Origin of the sequence: Pseudomonas sp. LABIM340, from assembly GCF_040017195.2 — a bacterium.
Lineage (GTDB): Bacteria > Pseudomonadota > Gammaproteobacteria > Pseudomonadales > Pseudomonadaceae > Pseudomonas.
Window position 1 is genome coordinate 4,608,534 of sequence record NZ_CM200227.1, and the last position, 16,332, is coordinate 4,624,865.

At 65.3% G+C, this 16,332-nt stretch carries 14 protein-coding genes; all 14 read right to left on the reverse strand.

Annotated elements, in window-relative coordinates; translation table 11 throughout:
• The gene (purF, locus tag ABKS89_RS20995) at positions 1-1,506 is read right to left on the reverse strand and encodes an amidophosphoribosyltransferase (protein WP_138215004.1); all 1,506 of its coding nucleotides are present in this window, start codon (positions 1,504-1,506) and stop codon (positions 1-3) included.
• Between the two features lie 106 nt (positions 1,507-1,612).
• Positions 1,613-2,155, reverse strand: coding sequence for a CvpA family protein (locus ABKS89_RS21000; protein WP_138525869.1), 543 nt, complete (start codon positions 2,153-2,155; stop codon positions 1,613-1,615).
• A gap of 104 nt (positions 2,156-2,259) precedes the next feature.
• Positions 2,260-2,919, reverse strand: coding sequence for an SPOR domain-containing protein (locus ABKS89_RS21005; protein ID WP_138215006.1), 660 nt, complete (start codon positions 2,917-2,919; stop codon positions 2,260-2,262).
• 22 nt (positions 2,920-2,941) lie between these two features.
• Complete coding sequence (gene folC, locus ABKS89_RS21010) at positions 2,942-4,222, reverse strand: bifunctional tetrahydrofolate synthase/dihydrofolate synthase (protein WP_348586933.1); 1,281 nt, start codon at positions 4,220-4,222, stop codon at positions 2,942-2,944.
• Positions 4,219-5,094 carry an acetyl-CoA carboxylase, carboxyltransferase subunit beta gene (gene accD, locus ABKS89_RS21015; protein WP_045211873.1) on the reverse strand — a complete coding sequence of 292 codons (876 nt, stop codon included), beginning with the start codon at positions 5,092-5,094 and terminating at the stop codon, positions 4,219-4,221. The genes folC and accD overlap by 4 nt, the downstream gene beginning before the upstream one ends.
• A gap of 257 nt (positions 5,095-5,351) precedes the next feature.
• Positions 5,352-5,975: a phosphoribosylanthranilate isomerase gene (locus tag ABKS89_RS21020; protein ID WP_192290884.1), complete on the reverse strand. Its 624-nt coding sequence runs from the start codon at positions 5,973-5,975 to the stop codon at positions 5,352-5,354.
• 57 nt (positions 5,976-6,032) lie between these two features.
• The gene (gene truA / locus ABKS89_RS21025) at positions 6,033-6,890 is read right to left on the reverse strand and encodes a tRNA pseudouridine(38-40) synthase TruA (protein WP_081519368.1); all 858 of its coding nucleotides are present in this window, start codon (positions 6,888-6,890) and stop codon (positions 6,033-6,035) included.
• Between the two features lie 19 nt (positions 6,891-6,909).
• Positions 6,910-9,783: a motility hub landmark protein FimV gene (locus ABKS89_RS21030; RefSeq protein WP_348586936.1), complete on the reverse strand. Its 2,874-nt coding sequence runs from the start codon at positions 9,781-9,783 to the stop codon at positions 6,910-6,912.
• A gap of 168 nt (positions 9,784-9,951) precedes the next feature.
• A complete protein-coding gene (locus ABKS89_RS21035) occupies positions 9,952-10,962 on the reverse strand; it encodes an aspartate-semialdehyde dehydrogenase (protein WP_348586938.1) in 1,011 nt (336 codons plus the stop codon).
• A gap of 95 nt (positions 10,963-11,057) precedes the next feature.
• Positions 11,058-12,194 carry a type IV pilus assembly protein FimV gene (locus ABKS89_RS21040; RefSeq protein WP_348586940.1) on the reverse strand — a complete coding sequence of 379 codons (1,137 nt, stop codon included), beginning with the start codon at positions 12,192-12,194 and terminating at the stop codon, positions 11,058-11,060.
• Between the two features lie 312 nt (positions 12,195-12,506).
• A complete protein-coding gene (gene asd / locus ABKS89_RS21045; protein WP_138215011.1) occupies positions 12,507-13,619 on the reverse strand; it encodes an aspartate-semialdehyde dehydrogenase in 1,113 nt (370 codons plus the stop codon).
• An 80-nt stretch (positions 13,620-13,699) separates the two neighbouring features.
• Complete coding sequence (gene leuB / locus ABKS89_RS21050; protein WP_348586942.1) at positions 13,700-14,782, reverse strand: 3-isopropylmalate dehydrogenase; 1,083 nt, start codon at positions 14,780-14,782, stop codon at positions 13,700-13,702.
• 104 nt (positions 14,783-14,886) lie between these two features.
• Positions 14,887-15,651 (reverse strand): class I SAM-dependent methyltransferase, encoded by a 765-nt coding sequence (locus ABKS89_RS21055; protein WP_348586944.1) that lies wholly within the window; start codon positions 15,649-15,651, stop codon positions 14,887-14,889.
• A gap of 33 nt (positions 15,652-15,684) precedes the next feature.
• Positions 15,685-16,329, reverse strand: coding sequence for a 3-isopropylmalate dehydratase small subunit (leuD, locus tag ABKS89_RS21060; RefSeq protein WP_348586945.1), 645 nt, complete (start codon positions 16,327-16,329; stop codon positions 15,685-15,687).
• Positions 16,330-16,332 lie beyond the last annotated feature (3 nt).

Below are 16,332 nucleotides of genomic sequence, written 5' to 3' on the forward strand. Positions count from 1 at the left end.
TTAGTCGTTATAGAGATCGATGATGGCGCTGACCGCGGCACCCTTGGTCTTGGTCACGTCGTTGCGCGCCTGGTCGATCTTGTTCAGATAGGCTTCGTCGACGTCGCCGGTGACGTACTCACCGTTGAACACGGCGCAGTCGAAGTGGTCGATCTTGATCTTGCCGCCCTCGGTGGATTCGATCAGGTCCTGCAGGTCCTGATAGATCAGCCAGTCGGCGCCGATCAGCTCGCCGACTTCCTCGGTGCTGCGGTTGTGCGCGATCAGCTCGTGGGCACTCGGCATATCGATGCCGTAGACGTTGGGGTAGCGCACCGCCGGAGCGGCAGAGCAGAAGTAGACGTTCTTCGCACCGGCCTCGCGGGCCATCTGGATGATCTGCTTGCAGGTGGTGCCGCGAACGATGGAGTCGTCCACCAGCATCACGTTCTTGCCGCGGAATTCCAGCTCGATGGCGTTGAGCTTCTGGCGTACCGATTTCTTGCGCGCGGCCTGGCCGGGCATGATGAAGGTACGACCGATGTAGCGGTTCTTCACGAAGCCTTCGCGGAACTTCACGCCCAGGCGGTTGGCCAGTTCCAGCGCGGCGGTGCGGCTGGTGTCCGGGATCGGGATGACCACGTCGATGTCATGGTCCGGACGCTCGCGGAGGATCTTGTCGGCCAGCTTCTCGCCCATGCGCAGGCGCGCCTTGTAGACCGAGATGCCGTCGATGATGGAGTCCGGGCGGGCCAGGTAGACGTGCTCGAAGATGCACGGCGCGTACTGCGGATTGGCCGCGCACTGGCGGGTGTAGAGTTTGCCGTCTTCGGTGATGTACACCGCTTCGCCCGGCGCCAGGTCGCGGATCAGGGTGAAGCCGAGGACGTCCAGGGCCACGCTTTCCGAGGCGATCATGTATTCCACGCCGTTCTCGGTGTGACGCTGGCCGAAGACGATCGGGCGGATCGCATGGGGATCGCGGAAGCCGACGATGCCGTAGCCGGTGATCATCGCCACCACGGCGTAGCCGCCTACGCAGCGGGCATGCACGCCGGCAACGGCGGCGAACACATCTTCCTCGGTGGGCTGCAGCTTGTTGCGCACCGCCAGCTCATGGGCGAACACGTTGAGCAGCACTTCCGAGTCGGAGTTGGTGTTCACGTGGCGCAGGTCGGATTCGTAGATTTCCTTGGCCAGCTGCTCGACGTTGGTCAGGTTGCCGTTGTGCGCCAGGGTGATGCCGTACGGCGAGTTGACGTAGAACGGCTGCGCCTCGGCGGAGCTGGAGCTGCCCGCGGTCGGGTAGCGCACGTGGCCGATACCGATCTTGCCAACCAGGCGCTGCATGTGGCGCTGCTGGAAGACGTCACGGACCAGGCCGTTGTCCTTGCGCAGGTACAGACGGTCGTCCTGACAGGTGACAATCCCCGCAGCGTCCTGGCCACGATGCTGGAGAACGGTGAGCGCGTCATAGAGCGCCTGATTCACGTTCGACTTGCCCACGATACCGACGATGCCACACATGCGACGCAACCCCTAGTTGGTGTTCAGGCTAAAACAATTCCGTATTCGGCAGTATCCACCGGACCTGCCGTAGCGGCGACGGCTACCCGTCGCCTCCGCCCGCCCGTCACTGGGCAGGCAGCAAGGACCCCACACCGGATGGCGGAGTGATGGTCACGCCGGACATCCACTGCCCGGCAAAAGTCAGGATGAAGTTCTTCGACCAGTCGGCGACCATCAGGAAATGCGGCATCAGCACCGATTGCTGCCACCACGGGTCCTGTTGCACCGGCGCAAGGCTCAGCAGACCGACCAGCAAAACCACCAGCAGCACGCCACGGGCACCGCCGAACACCATGCCGAGCACGCGGTCGGTGCCGGACATGCCGGTCACCCGCACCAGCTCGCTGATGAGGAAATTGACGAGTGCGCCCAGCAGCAGCGTGACGACGAAAAGAAGAGCGCAGGCGGCGATGACACGCCCCGAGGGCAGCTGGATATAGGGTGCGAGATGCTCGGCCAGGGCGCCGCCGAACATCCAGGCGACCGCACCGGCTACGATCCAGGTGACCAGCGACAGGGCTTCCTTGACGAAACCACGACTCAAGCTGATCAGGCTGGAAATGACGATGATGCCGATCATCGTCCAATCGACCCAGGTAAATGCCACGTTGCGGCCCAGAAACGGAAAGGCCCCGCATTTTAGCAGAGGCCTTCGATTTAGAAGAGCCCCAGTTTGACATGGGGCTGATTGAGAGAAGCTAACGAACGGACTCAGCCACGCTCAGGCTGAAAACGCACCACGAAACCATTGAGCTTCTGCTGCTTGCCCAGCTGGTCGCGGAGGCGATCGGCCTCTGCGCGCTCGACCACCGGGCCGACAAAGACGCGGTTCATACCGTCGAAGCTGCGCACGTAGGCGTTGTAGCCCTGGCTGCGCAGCGACTTCTGCAGCTCGTCGGCACGGGCGCGGTTGGACAGGCTGGCCAGCTGCACCGACCAGCTCACCGGCAGGTTATTGCTGTCCAGACGCTGGGCCGGCTGCTGCACGGGAGCGGCAGCGGCCTGGGCAGGCTGCTGCGCCGGCGCGGCAGGCTTGGGAGCGACCGGCTGCGGGGCCGGAGCCTTGGGCTGCGTCGGCTGGGCCTGCTGGGTCGGCACACTGGCGATGGGCGCGGAAGGTGCCTGCGCCGGAGCCGCTTCGGCCGGCGGCACGGCGTTATCCGCGTCGTCGGCCTGCGGCTCGGGAACTTCAGTGGGTTGCACTTCGACGGTAGGCATCGCCGGCGGCTTGGGCATCACCGGCGCTTCGACCACCACCTGGCGTACATCATCCTCGCGGGAGAACAGCATCGGCAGGAAGATCACGGCCAGTGCCAGCAGCACCAGCGCTCCGACTACCCGCTGCTTGAGCCCCTTATCGAGCAACGCCATGCACAACTCCCCTTAGGTCCACTTATTGAGCAGCCTTGGCGAGCCACTCCAGGGCATCCGCCACGCTGTAGAACGAACCGAACACCAGGATCTCGTCATCGGTGCCCGCTGCATCGCATTGCGCCACCAGCGCCGCGGCGATATCGCCATGGCAACTGACCTGCGCCCCGCGAGCCTGCAGCGCGGCCTCCAGCTCTGCGGCCGGACGACTGCGACCGGTGGGTAGCGGCGCGACGGCCCAATCCTGCACCAAGCCGAGCACGGGTTCCAGTACGCCGTCGAGGTCCTTGTCCGCCAGCAGGCCGAACACCGCGTGGCGCACACCCTTGGGCGGCGCCGCACGCAGGCGGCTGGCGAGGTATTGCGCTGCGTGCGGATTATGCCCGACGTCGAGCAGCAAGTGGCGCTCTTCGCCGTGCCATTGCACGGTGCGGCGATCCAGGCGTCCGGTCACGCGGGTGCGCTGCAGTGCGGCGACCAGTTGCTCGGGCTGCCACGGCAGGTCCAGCAATGCATAGACCTGCAAGGCCAGCGCCGCGTTCTCCATCGGCAGGTCGAGCAGCGGCAGATTGTGCAGGCTCAGCACCTCGCCAGTGGCGGAGCAGCCGCGCCAGTGCCAGTCGCCCTCGCCCATCGCCAGGTCGAAATCACGTCCGCGCAGGACCAGCGGCGAGCCGAGCTTGCGCGCTTGTTCCATGATCGGCGCCGGCGGCTCCAGGTCCCCACAGACGGCGGGCTTGCCGGCGCGGAAGATACCGGCCTTCTCGAAAGCCACGCTTTCGCGGGTGTCGCCCAGCCAGTCGGCGTGGTCGATTCCGATGCTGGTAACTGCCGCGACGTCGGAGTCGATCAGGTTGACCGCATCCAGGCGACCGCCCAGGCCGACTTCCAGCACCACGGCATCCAGGTTGGCGCGTTCGAACAGCCAGAAGGCCGCGAGGGTGCCCATTTCGAAGTAGGTCAGGGAGATCTCGCCGCGAGCCGACTCGACAGCGGCGAACGCTTCGCAGAGCGCTTCATCGCTGGCTTCGACGCCATCGATGAGCACGCGCTCGTTGTAGCGCAGCAGGTGTGGCGAGCTGTAGACGCCGACGCGCTGGCCCTGCTCGCCGAGCAGGGCGGCGAGGAAGGCGCAGGTGGAACCCTTGCCGTTGGTGCCGGTGACGGTCACCACGCGGGGCGCGGGGCGCCCCAGGCCAAGCCGGCCAGCCACTTCACGGGAGCGATCCAGCCCCATGTCGATTGCCGTGGGGTGGAGTTGTTCGAGATAGCTGAGCCAGTCGGCAAGGGTACGCTGGGTCATCCTGCGAGCGCGGTACTTGGAGTGTGGGTGAATTTGGCCAGCAGGCTGGCGAGCCGCTGACGCATTTCTGCACGGTGGACGATCATGTCGATGGCGCCGTGCTCCAGCAGGAACTCGCTGCGCTGGAAGCCTTCCGGCAGTTTCTCGCGCACGGTCTGCTCGATCACTCGCGGACCAGCGAAGCCGATCAGCGCGCGCGGCTCGCCGACGATCACGTCGCCGAGCATCGCCAGGCTGGCGGATACGCCGCCGTAGACCGGGTCGGTCAGCACGGAGATGAACGGGATACCCTCTTCACGCAGGCGGGCCAGCGCGGCGGAGGTCTTGGCCATCTGCATCAGGGAGATCAGCGCTTCCTGCATGCGCGCGCCACCCGAGGCGGAGAAGCAGATCATCGGGCAACGGTTTTCCAGGGCGTAGTTGGCGGCGCGCACGAAGCGCTCGCCGACGATGGAACCCATGGAGCCGCCCATGAAGGAGAACTCGAAGGCGCTGACCACGACCGGCAGGCCCATCAGCTTGCCGCTCATGGAGATCAGCGCATCCTTCTCGCCGGTGTCTTTCTGCGCGGCGGTCAGGCGGTCCTTGTACTTCTTGCTGTCACGGAACTTCAGGCGGTCCACCGGCTCCAGCTCGGCGCCCAGCTCTTCGCGGCCTTCCTCATCGAGGAAGATATCGATGCGCGCGCGGGCGCCGATACGCATGTGGTGATCGCACTTGGGGCAGACGTCGAGGGTCTTTTCCAGCTCCGGACGGTACAGCACCGCCTCGCAGGACGGGCACTTGTGCCACAGGCCTTCCGGAACCGAGCTCTTCTTCGCCTCGGAACGCATGATGGAAGGGATCAGCTTGTCTACCAGCCAGTTGCTCATGCTCTCGTCTCCAGTGCAGTGACACGGCGCGATGGGTTGCGCGTGCCCCTGAGCAAATTCATCGTCGCGGTTCTGACCTCAAGGCCGGAACCCCTCGCAAACAAAGGCGCCGCCTGGGGCGTCGCCACGGATACAGCACTCGATGCGGGTCGCCGGTGGGCAAGACTGCCAACACCGACAACTCCCAGCGCCACCCACGGGCAGCGATTGGGTAGTGGACGGCGGCAGGCCGCTCGTCGTCACATGAAGATTCCGCGTCACGCCACCGAACGACACTGCGCAATGAAATCGCGGATCTTCCGGGCATCCTTGATGCCCTTGCTCGCCTCCACTCCGCCGCTCACATCCACGGCGTAAGGACGCACCTGGGCGATGGCATCGGCCACGTTGGCGACCGTCAGGCCGCCGGCCAGGATCAACGGACGCTGCACATCCTTCGGCACCAGGGACCAGTCGAAAGCCAGACCAGTTCCGCCAGGAATACCCTCCACATAGGTATCGAGGAGGAAGCCGCTGGCCTGCGGATACTTCGCGATCTGCGCCGCCACGTCGTCGCCCGGCTTCACGCGCAGGGCCTTGAGGTAGCGCTTGTGCCAGCCGGAGCAGGCCTCGGGCGTCTCGTCACCATGGAACTGCAGCACGTCCAGCGGCACCGCATCGAGGATTTCCCCCAGCTCGCAGCGACTGGCATCGACGAACAGGCCGACGGTACTGACGAAGGGCGGCAGCGCAGCGACTATCGCCCGCGCCTGCTGGATGCTCACCGCGCGCGGGCTCTTGGCGTAGAACACCAGGCCGATGGCGTCGGCACCCGCCTCGGCGGCGGCCAGGGCGTCCTCGACTCGGGTAATACCGCAGATTTTGATGCGAACGGCGGACAAGATGCAGCAACCTTCAGGCAAGTGATCGATCGATGGTAGCAAATGACCCCAGCATCGTCAGCCGACGATATCCGGCAAACTTGAAAGGAAATGTGGCCCCACATATCGCTCGGGCAGCACGAACTCCTCCGGGTATTCCACGCCCACCAGATACAGCCCGTAAGGGTGCGCGGTGATGCCGCTGGCGCGCCGATCGCGCGCGGCCAGCGCCTCGGCCGCCCACTCCACCGGGCGCTCGCCGGCGCCGATGGTCATCAGCATCCCGGCAAAGTTGCGCACCATGTGATGCAGGAAGGCGTTGGCGCGAACATCCAGCACGATGAAGCGCCCGTGCTCGATCACCTCGAGGTGGTGCACCGTCTTGATGGCCGACTTGGCCTGGCACTGCACCGCGCGGAACGAGGTGAAGTCGTGGGTGCCGACCAGTGCGCGGGCCGCCTCGCGCATGCGCGAGACATCCAGCGGACGGTGGTTCCAGGTGACCTCCTCGGCCATGTGCGCCGGGCGTATCTGGTCGTTGTAGATCACGTAGCGATAGCGCCGCGCCATGGCGGTGAAGCGCGCATGGAAATGCGCCGGCATCACCTTGGCCCAGGTCACGCTGATGTCGTTGGGCAGGTTGGCATTGGTGCCCATGACCCAGGCGATCAGCGAGCGCTCGGCGGTGGTGTCGAAATGCACCACCTGCCCACTCGCGTGCACCAGCGCATCGGTACGACCCGCGCACATCAGGGAAACCGGATGGTCAGCCACCCGGGACAGCGCTTTTTCCAGCGCGCCCTGCACGGTCGGCACACCATTTTCCTGGCGCTGCCAGCCGCGATAGCGCGAGCCTTTGAATTCGACGCCCAGGGCAATCCTGGAAACGCCAACGGCGGCCGATTCGGCCGCCGCTGAGGGTACTGCTTCAATCATCTATCTGGAGCCTTCCGGCTCAGGCGATACGCCCGAGCAGTTCGCGAGCTTCCTGCTGCTGGTTGTCGTTACCCTCGGTGATGACTTCATCGAGGATGTCGCGGGCGCCTTCGGTATCGCCCATGTCGATGTAGGCACGCGCCAGGTCGAGCTTGGTGGCCGCTTCGTCGGCGCCGGAGAGGAAGTCGAAATCGTCTTCGTCGTCGGCACCTTCGCCCGGCAGATCCAGATCGCTGGCGGCGAAGCTTTCTTCAGCCAGCGACTCGACCGGAGCCTGCGGCTCGTCGTTCTGCACGGAGAGACGGTCCAGTTCGGCGCTGACCTCGTCCAGTTGGGCGGCGAAGCTGTCTTCGGCCTTGGCCGGCGCCGGCTCGTCGTCCGCCAGGGAGAGGTCGAAATCGTCCGGCAGGTCGTCGGCTTGCGGCGCCTTGCTCTCGATATCCAGGGTGAACTCCTCGGGGCTCACGCCGGACAGCGATGCGGTGTCGTCATCCAGGCCCAGCAGGAAATCGTCTTCCGCCGAAGCCAGGGTGGAGTGGGTATCTTTCTCCAGGTCCTTGTCCAGGTCCAGGGAGAAGTCGCTCAGGTCGTCGACCAGCGACGGCGCCTCGACCTTGGCAACCGGCTCTTCCGGCAGGTCCAGATCGAAGGCGAAGTCGTCCTCGGCCTTGTTGCTCGGCGCTGCGGCCGGCGAAGCGCCCAGGCTCAGGTCGTCGTCCAGGTCGAAGTTGCCGAAGGACAGTTCGTCGTCCTGCTGCGCGACCGGAGCGGCGGGCTTCTCGTCACCCAGCTCGAGGTCGTCCAGCGCCAGATCGAAGGCGTCATCGAGGTCATTGTGCGGCTGAGCGACGGGCTCGGCGGCCGGCGGAGTCGGCTCCACTTCGAAGTCGTCCAGGCTGAACCCGTCGAGGTCGTCGGCCGAAGTGGCTGCGGCAGCGGCCAGACCACCACCCACGGCAGCCAGGGTGACCATGCCCGGGTAGCGGGACTTCAGTTGCTCGACCTGCGGCTCGGCGCCGCCGATCTCGCGCAGTTCGTTTTCCTGACGGGCGAAACCTTCGCGGTCACCGATCTCGGCATAGACCTCCATCAGTTTCAGACGCAGGTCGGTGCGCTGCGGCTCATCGTAGATGGCGCCCTGCAGCAGTTCGGCAGCCTGGTTGAAGCGGCCGTAGGCGATGTAGATGTCCGCCTCGCCCAGCGCATCGCTGGTCTGCGCGGCAACACGCTCGGGCACAGCCTGAGCCGGAGCGGCAACCTCGGCGGCCTGCGCCACGTCCAGGGTGTCCAGTTCACTGCCGGCAAGGGTCAGGTCGTCGTCCAGATGCGGCTCGTCATCGCCCGCATAGGCAGCGAGGCTCTCCTGCTCCTTGGCGGCGCGGCGGCGGGAAATGATCATCAGCAGGACCAGCAGGGCCAGCAGCGCGCTGCCAGCGATGGCGCCCAGCCAGATCGGATTGGCGAGAATCTCGTCGACGATGCTGGTCTCGGCCTGCGGGGCCGGCGCGGCAACAGGAGCCGGTTTCGGCTTCTGCGCTTCAGGCACGGGGGCCGCTGCGGCGGGAGCCGGTGCGGGTGCCGGAGCAGGTTGCGGTTGTGCCTCGGCGGCCGGAGCCGGCGGAGTGCCTGCATCGCTCCCCGGAGCCGGTGCGGCCGGTTGCTCTGCGACCGCCGGAGCCGGCGGAGTGGCCGGCTGGGCAGCCGAATCGGCACCCGGCACAGGAGCCGGAACGGCAGCGGCGCCATTGGCGGCGGCTGCCTTGTCGCTGCCCAGTTCGTTCTGCAGCTTGGCCAGCTGGGCATCCTTCAGCGCGATGAGCTTCTGCAGCTTGTCCATCTGGCTCTGCAGGTCGGTCATGCGACTGCTCAGCTCGTCGTTCTCGCGACGGGTGCTGTCGAGGCTTTCCTTGGTGACGGCCAGCTTGTCAGCGACGGCCTGGCCGTCCTTGCTGCCCTTGTCGCCACCCTTGGCCTTGCCGTTCTCGCCGGAGAGCAGGCGCAGGCTGTCCTTGGTTTCGGCCTGGGCCGGAGCGTTGCCGGCATTGGCGCGCGGCGTGGCATCCAGCTGACGGGCGCCACCGGTGGGCAGGCTGCGGCCTTCACGCCAGGCGGTGTACTGCTGATTGACCTCGGTCACGGCCGCGGGCTGGGTGCGAGCCTTGATCTGCTCGGCATCGGGCAGGCGCAGCACCTGGCCGCTCTTCAGGCGGTTGATGTTGCCGCCGAGGAAGGCATCCGGGTTGAGATCCTGGATCGCCAGCATGGTCTGCTGGACGGAAACGCTGCCATCCGGGCGCGCACGGGCGGCAATTTCCCAGAGGGTGTCATTCTTGCCGGTGCGGTACTCGTTGCCTTCCAGGCGACGAGCCGGGGCGGCGGGTGTGGAACTGGGCGCGGGAGTCGCACGCGGCGCAGCAGTGGCGGACGGGCGCACCACCGGAGCGGGAACGGCCATCGGCGCGCGCGGCACGGCGGCGGCGGTCTGCGGCGAATACAGCGGCGGGTCCAGCAGCACGGTGTACTCGCGCAGCAGACGACCATTGGGCCAGAGTACTTCCACGAGGAAGTTCAGGTAGGGTTCCTGCACCGGCCGGTCGGAGGTCACGCGGATGACGCTCTTGCCGTTCGGCTTGACGATGGGAGTGAACTTCAGCCCGGTCAGGAAATACTGACGATCGACGCCGGCCTTGTTGAAGTCTTCCGGTGAAGCCAGCTTCGGGATTACCTCGGCCGCGGACAGGTCACGAACTTCGACCAGCTCGATTTCGGCATCCAGCGGCTGGTTCAGCGCCGAACGCAGGTGGATATCCCCCAACCCCAGCGCATGTGCCATGCCCGAGGTCAGTGCCGAAGCAGCTGCGATTGCCTGCACCAGTTTGCGAAGCCGGACCATATAGTAATCCCTTGTTTTAATAGCTTTTTTCTGGATTAGAACAACGTCTAACGGGCGCCGCTGCCCACTACACCTTCCGTTTTCACGGCGGTGCTCTCCCCTGTCAGCGACGTTCCCGGCCAGTATTGCCAAGCTAGAATACTTCTTCAAATATTCGGTAAGTATCTTTTACAGATAGTGTTTTATCAACAATTCGCCCAAGTTCACAGCATTTAGGGCTGCGCCTTTTCTCACATTATCTGACGCAATCCACAAATTCAGTTCGCACGAATCTGTCAGACCGGTCCGTAGGCGACCGACGTAAACACTATCCTGCCCCTGTGCATCACCGATGACAGTCGGGTAATCGTCTTCCACCAGCTCGATGCCGTCGGCCGCGTCCAGGGCAACGCTGACAGTCGCCAGAGAAACCGGCGCTGCCGCCTTGATGGAAAGCATCAGGGTATCGCCGAAGAAGACCGGCGCCAGACTGCAGGTCACGCTCAGGCCGTTCTTCAGTTCGGGGAACAGCACGGCGAGCTCTGCTGCAATGCGGCGCTCGACCACGGAATAGCCCTGTTCGTCGACACCGCCCAGCTGCGCCAGCATGTTGAAGGCGAACTGGCGATCCACCAGTCGCGGCTCCAGCGGACGGGCATTGAGCAGCTCGGCAGTCTGCCGCGCCAGCTCCTGCACCCCCTCGCGACCCAGCGCGGAAGCGGACAGGCAGGCACTCACAGTGACCTGGCGAAGCTCCAGCACGCCACGCAGCGCGGCAAGCACTTCGGCAACCTCGGCGGCCGGCGCTGCCGGGGCGGCAATCAAAGCGGGAAGCTGCAGGGTTTCGACGGCCTCGCCATTCACGCAGGCCTGAGCCAGCAGCGCGGCGGCATTGTTCAGCGAAGCACCACTGAGATCGATCACGCTACAGCCAGCCTCACTGGCACGGGTGGCGCAGTCGGTAGCAGCTTCGGCGCCCACGGAGAGGAAGGCCAGGCGCACCTTGGCGAAGTCGAAATCATCGAGCTTGCCGACCCGGATGTTGCGCCCGCGGAAAGCGATCGACTTGCCGGCGGATTCGCCGCTGGCCAGCAGATACAGGTTGGCGACAGGGAAGTCGCGCTCTTCCAGCAGTTCGACCAAAGCCTCGCCAACGAGTCCAGTGGCGCCTACTACGGCGATGTCGAGTGTTTCAGGCATCCGGGGTCTCACAATCGGTGGGTAAAGTAGCGCAGCACTTTACTGCCCCCACCGGCGGCGAAGCAATCGAGGGCTCCGCCGCCTATCGCCGCAGCTCAGGGGCGCGGCGCACCCTCCGCCGCCTGGGCGGTCAGCGGCGCGGCTGCCTGGGCGATAGCCCCGGCGCCCGCCTGCGGATTGCCCGCCTGCGGAGCACCCTGGGTCTTGGCGCGATCCTGTTCGGCCAGACGCGCGATCAGGCCGGCGATCTGCGAGTCCTTCAGCTCGATCAGCTTGTTCAGTTTCTGGGTCTGGCTTTCCAGATCGGAAATCCGGCTGCGCAACTCGTCGCCCTCGCGACGGGCGCTGTCCAGGCCTTCCTGGGCCACGGCCAGTTGCTCGGCCTCGACCTTGCCCTTGTCCTTGCCCGGCAGGCCGGAGATCAGGCGCAGGTTGTCACGCTCTTCGGCCTTTGCCGGCGCACTGCCCGCCTCCGCCTTGTGGGTGGCGTCCAGCTGGCGACCCTGCTCGGCCAGTTGCGGATTGCGCTTGGCCTTCCACTCTGAATTCTGGGTTTCCACGTGGGCCACGGCCTGGGCATGGTTCTGCTCGCGGACCTGCTGTTCGCTGGGCAGGCGCAGCACCTGGCCGACCTTGAGGCGATTGATGTTGCCGTCGACGAAGGCATCAGGGTTCATCCGCTGCATGGCCGCCATGGTCTGCATGACCGAGACGCTGCTGGAGGGCCGATTGCGCGAGGCGATATCCCACAGCGCGTCATTGCGCTGGATGCGATAGCTGTCTGCCGGCGCATTGGCTACCGACGGCGCCAACGGTTGCGCCTGTGGCGCGCGGACTGCCGCCACTGGCGCGATGGCCGGCGGTTTCACCGGGCTGGCCACATAGGTCGGCGGGTCCAGCAGCAAGGTGAATTCGCGCACCAGGCGCCCCTGCGGCCAGACCACCTGAAGGACGAAGTTCACATAGGGCTCGCGAATCGGCTTGGACGAGCTGACGTGAATGACGCCACGGCCGTTCTTGCCGACTTCAGGAGTGAATTTCAGTCCCCCGGGGATTACGCCGCGGTCCACCCCCAGGCGCTCGAAGTCTTCTGCCGAGGCGAGACTCACCACGACCTCTTCGGAGCTCAGGTCAGCCACGCCGCGCAGGTCGATATTGGCCGAGAGGGCCTGCCCCAGTGCGGCCCGCGAGGAAATGTCGCCCAGCTCCAGGGCGCCTGCCATGCCCGGCATGAACGCCGCGGCGACTGCCGTCGCCAACCACAATCTGTGTAACCGAGCCATTGTCTTCCCCGCTGCTTGCTTGCCGTCGGCCGGCGCGAAAAGGCGCGCCGAAACCTGTCCCCATGGACGGGCTGCGAGGATAGCGACTGGTTCCCGGTGGCTTTTCCGGGTGCGTCACAGAAACTGGCGCCAAAGAGCCGACAGCCAGACGGACTGACGTTTTTGTGCGGCGGTTCACCTACATGCTGGGAACTTCTCGTGCTCCACAAAGCACGACGCCGGCTCAAGGCCGGCGTCGCGGGGTTCACACTCAGGTGCGAATCAACGCTCGAGCAGGATGCGCAGCATGCGGCGCAGCGGCTCGGCGGCGCCCCACAGCAGCTGGTCACCCACGGTGAAGGCGCCCAGGAACTGAGTGCCCATGTTGAGCTTGCGCAGACGGCCGACCGGAACGCTCAGGGTGCCGGTGACGGCCGCCGGAGTCAGTTCGCGCATGCTGATCTCGCGCTGGTTGGGGATCAGCTTGACCCAGGGATTGTGCTGGCTGATCAGGCCTTCGATGTCCGCGATGGGCACATCCTTGTTCAGCTTGATGGTCAGCGCCTGGCTGTGGCAACGCATGGCGCCGATGCGCACGCAGATGCCGTCCACCGGGATCGGGTTCTTGAAGCGGCCGAGGATCTTGTTGGTCTCGGCCTGGCCCTTCCACTCTTCGCGGCTCTGGCCGTTGGGCAGTTCCTTATCGATCCACGGGATCAGGCTGCCGGCCAGCGGCGCACCGAAGTTCTCGGTGGGCATGGCGTCGCTGCGAATGGCTTCGGCGACCTTGCGGTCGATGTCGAGGATGGCGCTGGACGGGTTGGCCAGGTCATCGGCGACGGAGGCGTTGATGGCGCCCATCTGCTTGATCAGCTCGCGCATGTTCTGCGCGCCGGCGCCCGAGGCCGCCTGGTAGGTCATGGCGCTCATCCACTCGACCAGGCCGGCTTCGAACAGGCCGCCCAGGGCCATCAGCATCAGGCTGACGGTGCAGTTGCCGCCGATGTAGTTCTTGGTGCCGGCGTCCAGCGAGTTGTCGATGACCTTGCGGTTCACCGGGTCGAGGACGATGACCGCGTCATCCTGCATGCGCAGGCTGGAAGCGGCGTCGATCCAGTAGCCCTGCCAGCCGGCTTCGCGCAGTTTGGGGAAGACTTCGCTGGTGTAGTCGCCGCCCTGGCAGGTCAGGATGACGTCGAGGGTTTTCAGCTCCTCGATGCTGTAGGCGTCCTTCAGGGGGGCAATGTCCTTGCCAATGGACGGACCTTCGCCACCCACGTTGGAGGTGGTGAAGAACACCGGCTCGATCAGGTCGAAGTCCCGCTCTTCCAGCATCCGCTGCATGAGCACCGAACCCACCATGCCACGCCAACCGATCAGACCTACACGCTTCATCGCTACTACACCTTCAAATATTTAGAGGGCCGTCGTTCCCGCTTTCCTACAGAAGTACGGGAACGAGCGAGCCGGACAGATTACAGATTCCGCAGTGCTGCGACTACCGCGTCGCCCATTTCGCGGGTACCGACCTTGGTGCAGCCTTCGGACCAGATGTCACCGGTACGCAGGCCCTGGTCGAGCACCAGGCTCACGGCCTTCTCGATGGCGTCGGCGGCGGCGCCTTCGTTGAAGGTGTAACGCAGCATCATCGAGACCGAGAGGATGGTCGCCAGCGGGTTGGCGATGCCCTTGCCGGCGATGTCCGGCGCGGAACCATGGCAAGGCTCGTACATGCCCTTGTTGTTCGAATCCAGCGAGGCAGAAGGCAGCATGCCGATGGAGCCGGTGAGCATGGAAGCCTCATCCGACAGGATGTCGCCGAACATGTTGTCGGTGACCATCACGTCGAACTGCTTGGGTGCGCGGACCAGCTGCATGGCGGCGTTGTCGACGTACATGTGCGACAGCTCGATGTCCGGGTAGTCCTTGGCAACTTCCTCGACCACTTCGCGCCACAGCTGGCTGGAAGCCAGGACGTTGGCCTTGTCCACCGAGCACAGCTTCTTGTTGCGCACGCGGGCCATGTCGAAGCCGACACGGGCGATGCGGCGGATTTCGCTTTCGCTGTACGGCAGGGTGTCGTACGCCTGGCGCTCGCCGTTCTCCAGCACGCGCTGCTCGCGCGGTTGACCGAAGTAGATGCCGCCGGTCAACTCGCGGACGATGAGGATGTCCAGGCCAGCAACCACTTCGGGCTTCAGGCTGGAGGCATCGGCCAGTTGTGGGTAGAGGATGGCCGGACGCAGGTTGCCGAACAGGCCCAGTTGCGAGCGGATCTTCAGCAGGCCGCGCTCGGGGCGGATGTCACGTTCGATCTTGTCCCACTTCGGGCCGCCCACGGCGCCCAGCAGCACGGCGTCGGAGTTGCGCGCGCGCGCCAGGGTCTCGTCAGCCAGCGGCACGCCGTGCTTGTCGATGGCGGCGCCGCCGATCACGTCTTCGGTCAGCTCGAAGCCCAGGGCGAACTTGTCGTTGGCCAGCTCCAGCACCTTGACCGCTTCGGCCATGATTTCCGGGCCGATACCGTCGCCGGGGAGAACCAGAATCTGTTTGCTCATCTTTCTGCTCACTCTTTGAAAGTCGCTTGGCAAATAAAGCCGCTTGGCAAATAACGTAACGCCCCGGATGGCTCACGCCATCCGGGGCGGTCAGAACCTTGAAATCAGCGCTCAGCCCAGAGCACCAGCACGTCAGTGCTGAAGGAGCCCTCGGCGTCGATCTCGAAATACTCGCGCACCTCGTCGCCCATCGAAAGCTGCAGGGCACGAATGGCCTGGCGCATCACTTCGGGGGTGCGCATGCGCTCGACCCAGGAGGTGAACTCCAGGCGCAGGCGCTGGCGTTTGGCGGCAGTCACCGCAAGGCCCGCCTCACCCACTAAACGCGCCCACTCCGACGGGGAGTAGTCACGCACATGGCTGGTGTCGCGCAGGACTTCCACAGTCTGCAGATAGGTGTCCAGCAGAGGCAAGCCCGGCGCGGCGACATCGATGAGGCAGGCCACGCCACCGGGCTTGAGCACCCGGCGCACTTCCCGCAGCGCCTGGCCGACATCCCGCCAGTGGTGCGCGGAATAGCGGCTGAAGACGAAATCGAACTCGCCATCCTCGAACGGCAGCTGCTCGGCAGCGCCACAGCGCGTGGCGATGTTGCCGAGGCCGCGCTCGGCGGCAGCCGAAGCCACCACATCGAGCATCTGCTGGGACAGGTCGTAAGCCACCACCTCGCCGGCCAGCGGCGCGACGTTGAAGCTCACATGCCCCGCCCCGCACCCCAGATCGAGCACGCGCGCACCGGTAGTCGCCGACAGTCGCTCGCGCAGCTGGGCGAACTCCTCGCCCTGTGCGTGTACGGCGCTGGTCAGGTAAGCGTTGGCCTGGGCGCCGAACTGGCGCTGGACCACTTGCTCGTGACGACTCTCGGTCATGCTGCTCTCCTTGACGCGGTGGTACGACGCCAGTCAGGCGTCGCGGAACAACCAGGGCTGGTTCTGCTTGTAGCCGGTTTCGAAACTGCGGATGGCCTCGGCGTCCTGCAGGGTCAGGCCGATGTCGTCCAGGCCATTGAGCAGGCAGTGCTTGCGGAACGCGTCCACTTCGAAGCTGTACTGCTTGCCGTCCGGGCGGGTCACGGTCTGCGCGGCGAGGTCGACGGTGAGCTGGTAACCCTCGGTGGCTTCGCACTGGGCGAACAGCTCGTCGACTTCTGCGTCCTTCAGGATGATCGGCAGCAGGCCGTTCTTGAAGCTGTTGTTGAAGAAGATGTCGGCGAAGCTCGGCGCGATCACGGTGCGGAAGCCGTACTCGTCCAGCGCCCACGGCGCGTGCTCGCGGGAGGAGCCGCAACCGAAGTTCTCACGGGCCAGCAGCACGCTGGCGCCCTGGAAGCGCGGGAAGTTGAGGACGAAGTCCTTGTTCACCGGGCGCTTGGAGTGGTCCTGGTTCGGCTGGCCCACGTCGAGGTAGCGCCACTCGTCGAACAGGTTCGGGCCGAAGCCGGTGCGCTTGATCGACTTGAGGAATTGCTTGGGGATGATCTGGTCGGTGTCGACGTTGGCGCGGTCGAGCGGCGCAACGAGACCGGTGTGCTGGGTAAAGGCTTTCATGTT

Excerpts from the sequence above, each read along its gene's own strand:
- purF (WP_138215004.1), bottom strand. The coding sequence starts at position 1,506 with ATGTGTGGCATCGTCGGTATCGTGGGCAAGTCGAACGTGAATCAGGCG.
- ABKS89_RS21005 (WP_138215006.1), bottom strand. The coding sequence starts at position 2,919 with ATGGCGTTGCTCGATAAGGGGCTCAAGCAGCGGGTAGTCGGAGCGCTG.
- folC (WP_348586933.1), bottom strand. The coding sequence starts at position 4,222 with ATGACCCAGCGTACCCTTGCCGACTGGCTCAGCTATCTCGAACAACTC.
- accD (WP_045211873.1), bottom strand. The coding sequence starts at position 5,094 with ATGAGCAACTGGCTGGTAGACAAGCTGATCCCTTCCATCATGCGTTCC.
- truA (WP_081519368.1), bottom strand. The coding sequence starts at position 6,890 with ATGATTGAAGCAGTACCCTCAGCGGCGGCCGAATCGGCCGCCGTTGGC.
- ABKS89_RS21030 (WP_348586936.1), bottom strand. The coding sequence starts at position 9,783 with ATGGTCCGGCTTCGCAAACTGGTGCAGGCAATCGCAGCTGCTTCGGCA.
- ABKS89_RS21035 (WP_348586938.1), bottom strand. The coding sequence starts at position 10,962 with ATGCCTGAAACACTCGACATCGCCGTAGTAGGCGCCACTGGACTCGTT.
- ABKS89_RS21040 (WP_348586940.1), bottom strand. The coding sequence starts at position 12,194 with ATGCCGGGCATGGCAGGCGCCCTGGAGCTGGGCGACATTTCCTCGCGG.
- asd (WP_138215011.1), bottom strand. The coding sequence starts at position 13,619 with ATGAAGCGTGTAGGTCTGATCGGTTGGCGTGGCATGGTGGGTTCGGTG.
- leuB (WP_348586942.1), bottom strand. The coding sequence starts at position 14,782 with ATGAGCAAACAGATTCTGGTTCTCCCCGGCGACGGTATCGGCCCGGAA.
- ABKS89_RS21055 (WP_348586944.1), bottom strand. The coding sequence starts at position 15,651 with ATGACCGAGAGTCGTCACGAGCAAGTGGTCCAGCGCCAGTTCGGCGCC.
- leuD (WP_348586945.1), bottom strand. The coding sequence starts at position 16,329 with ATGAAAGCCTTTACCCAGCACACCGGTCTCGTTGCGCCGCTCGACCGC.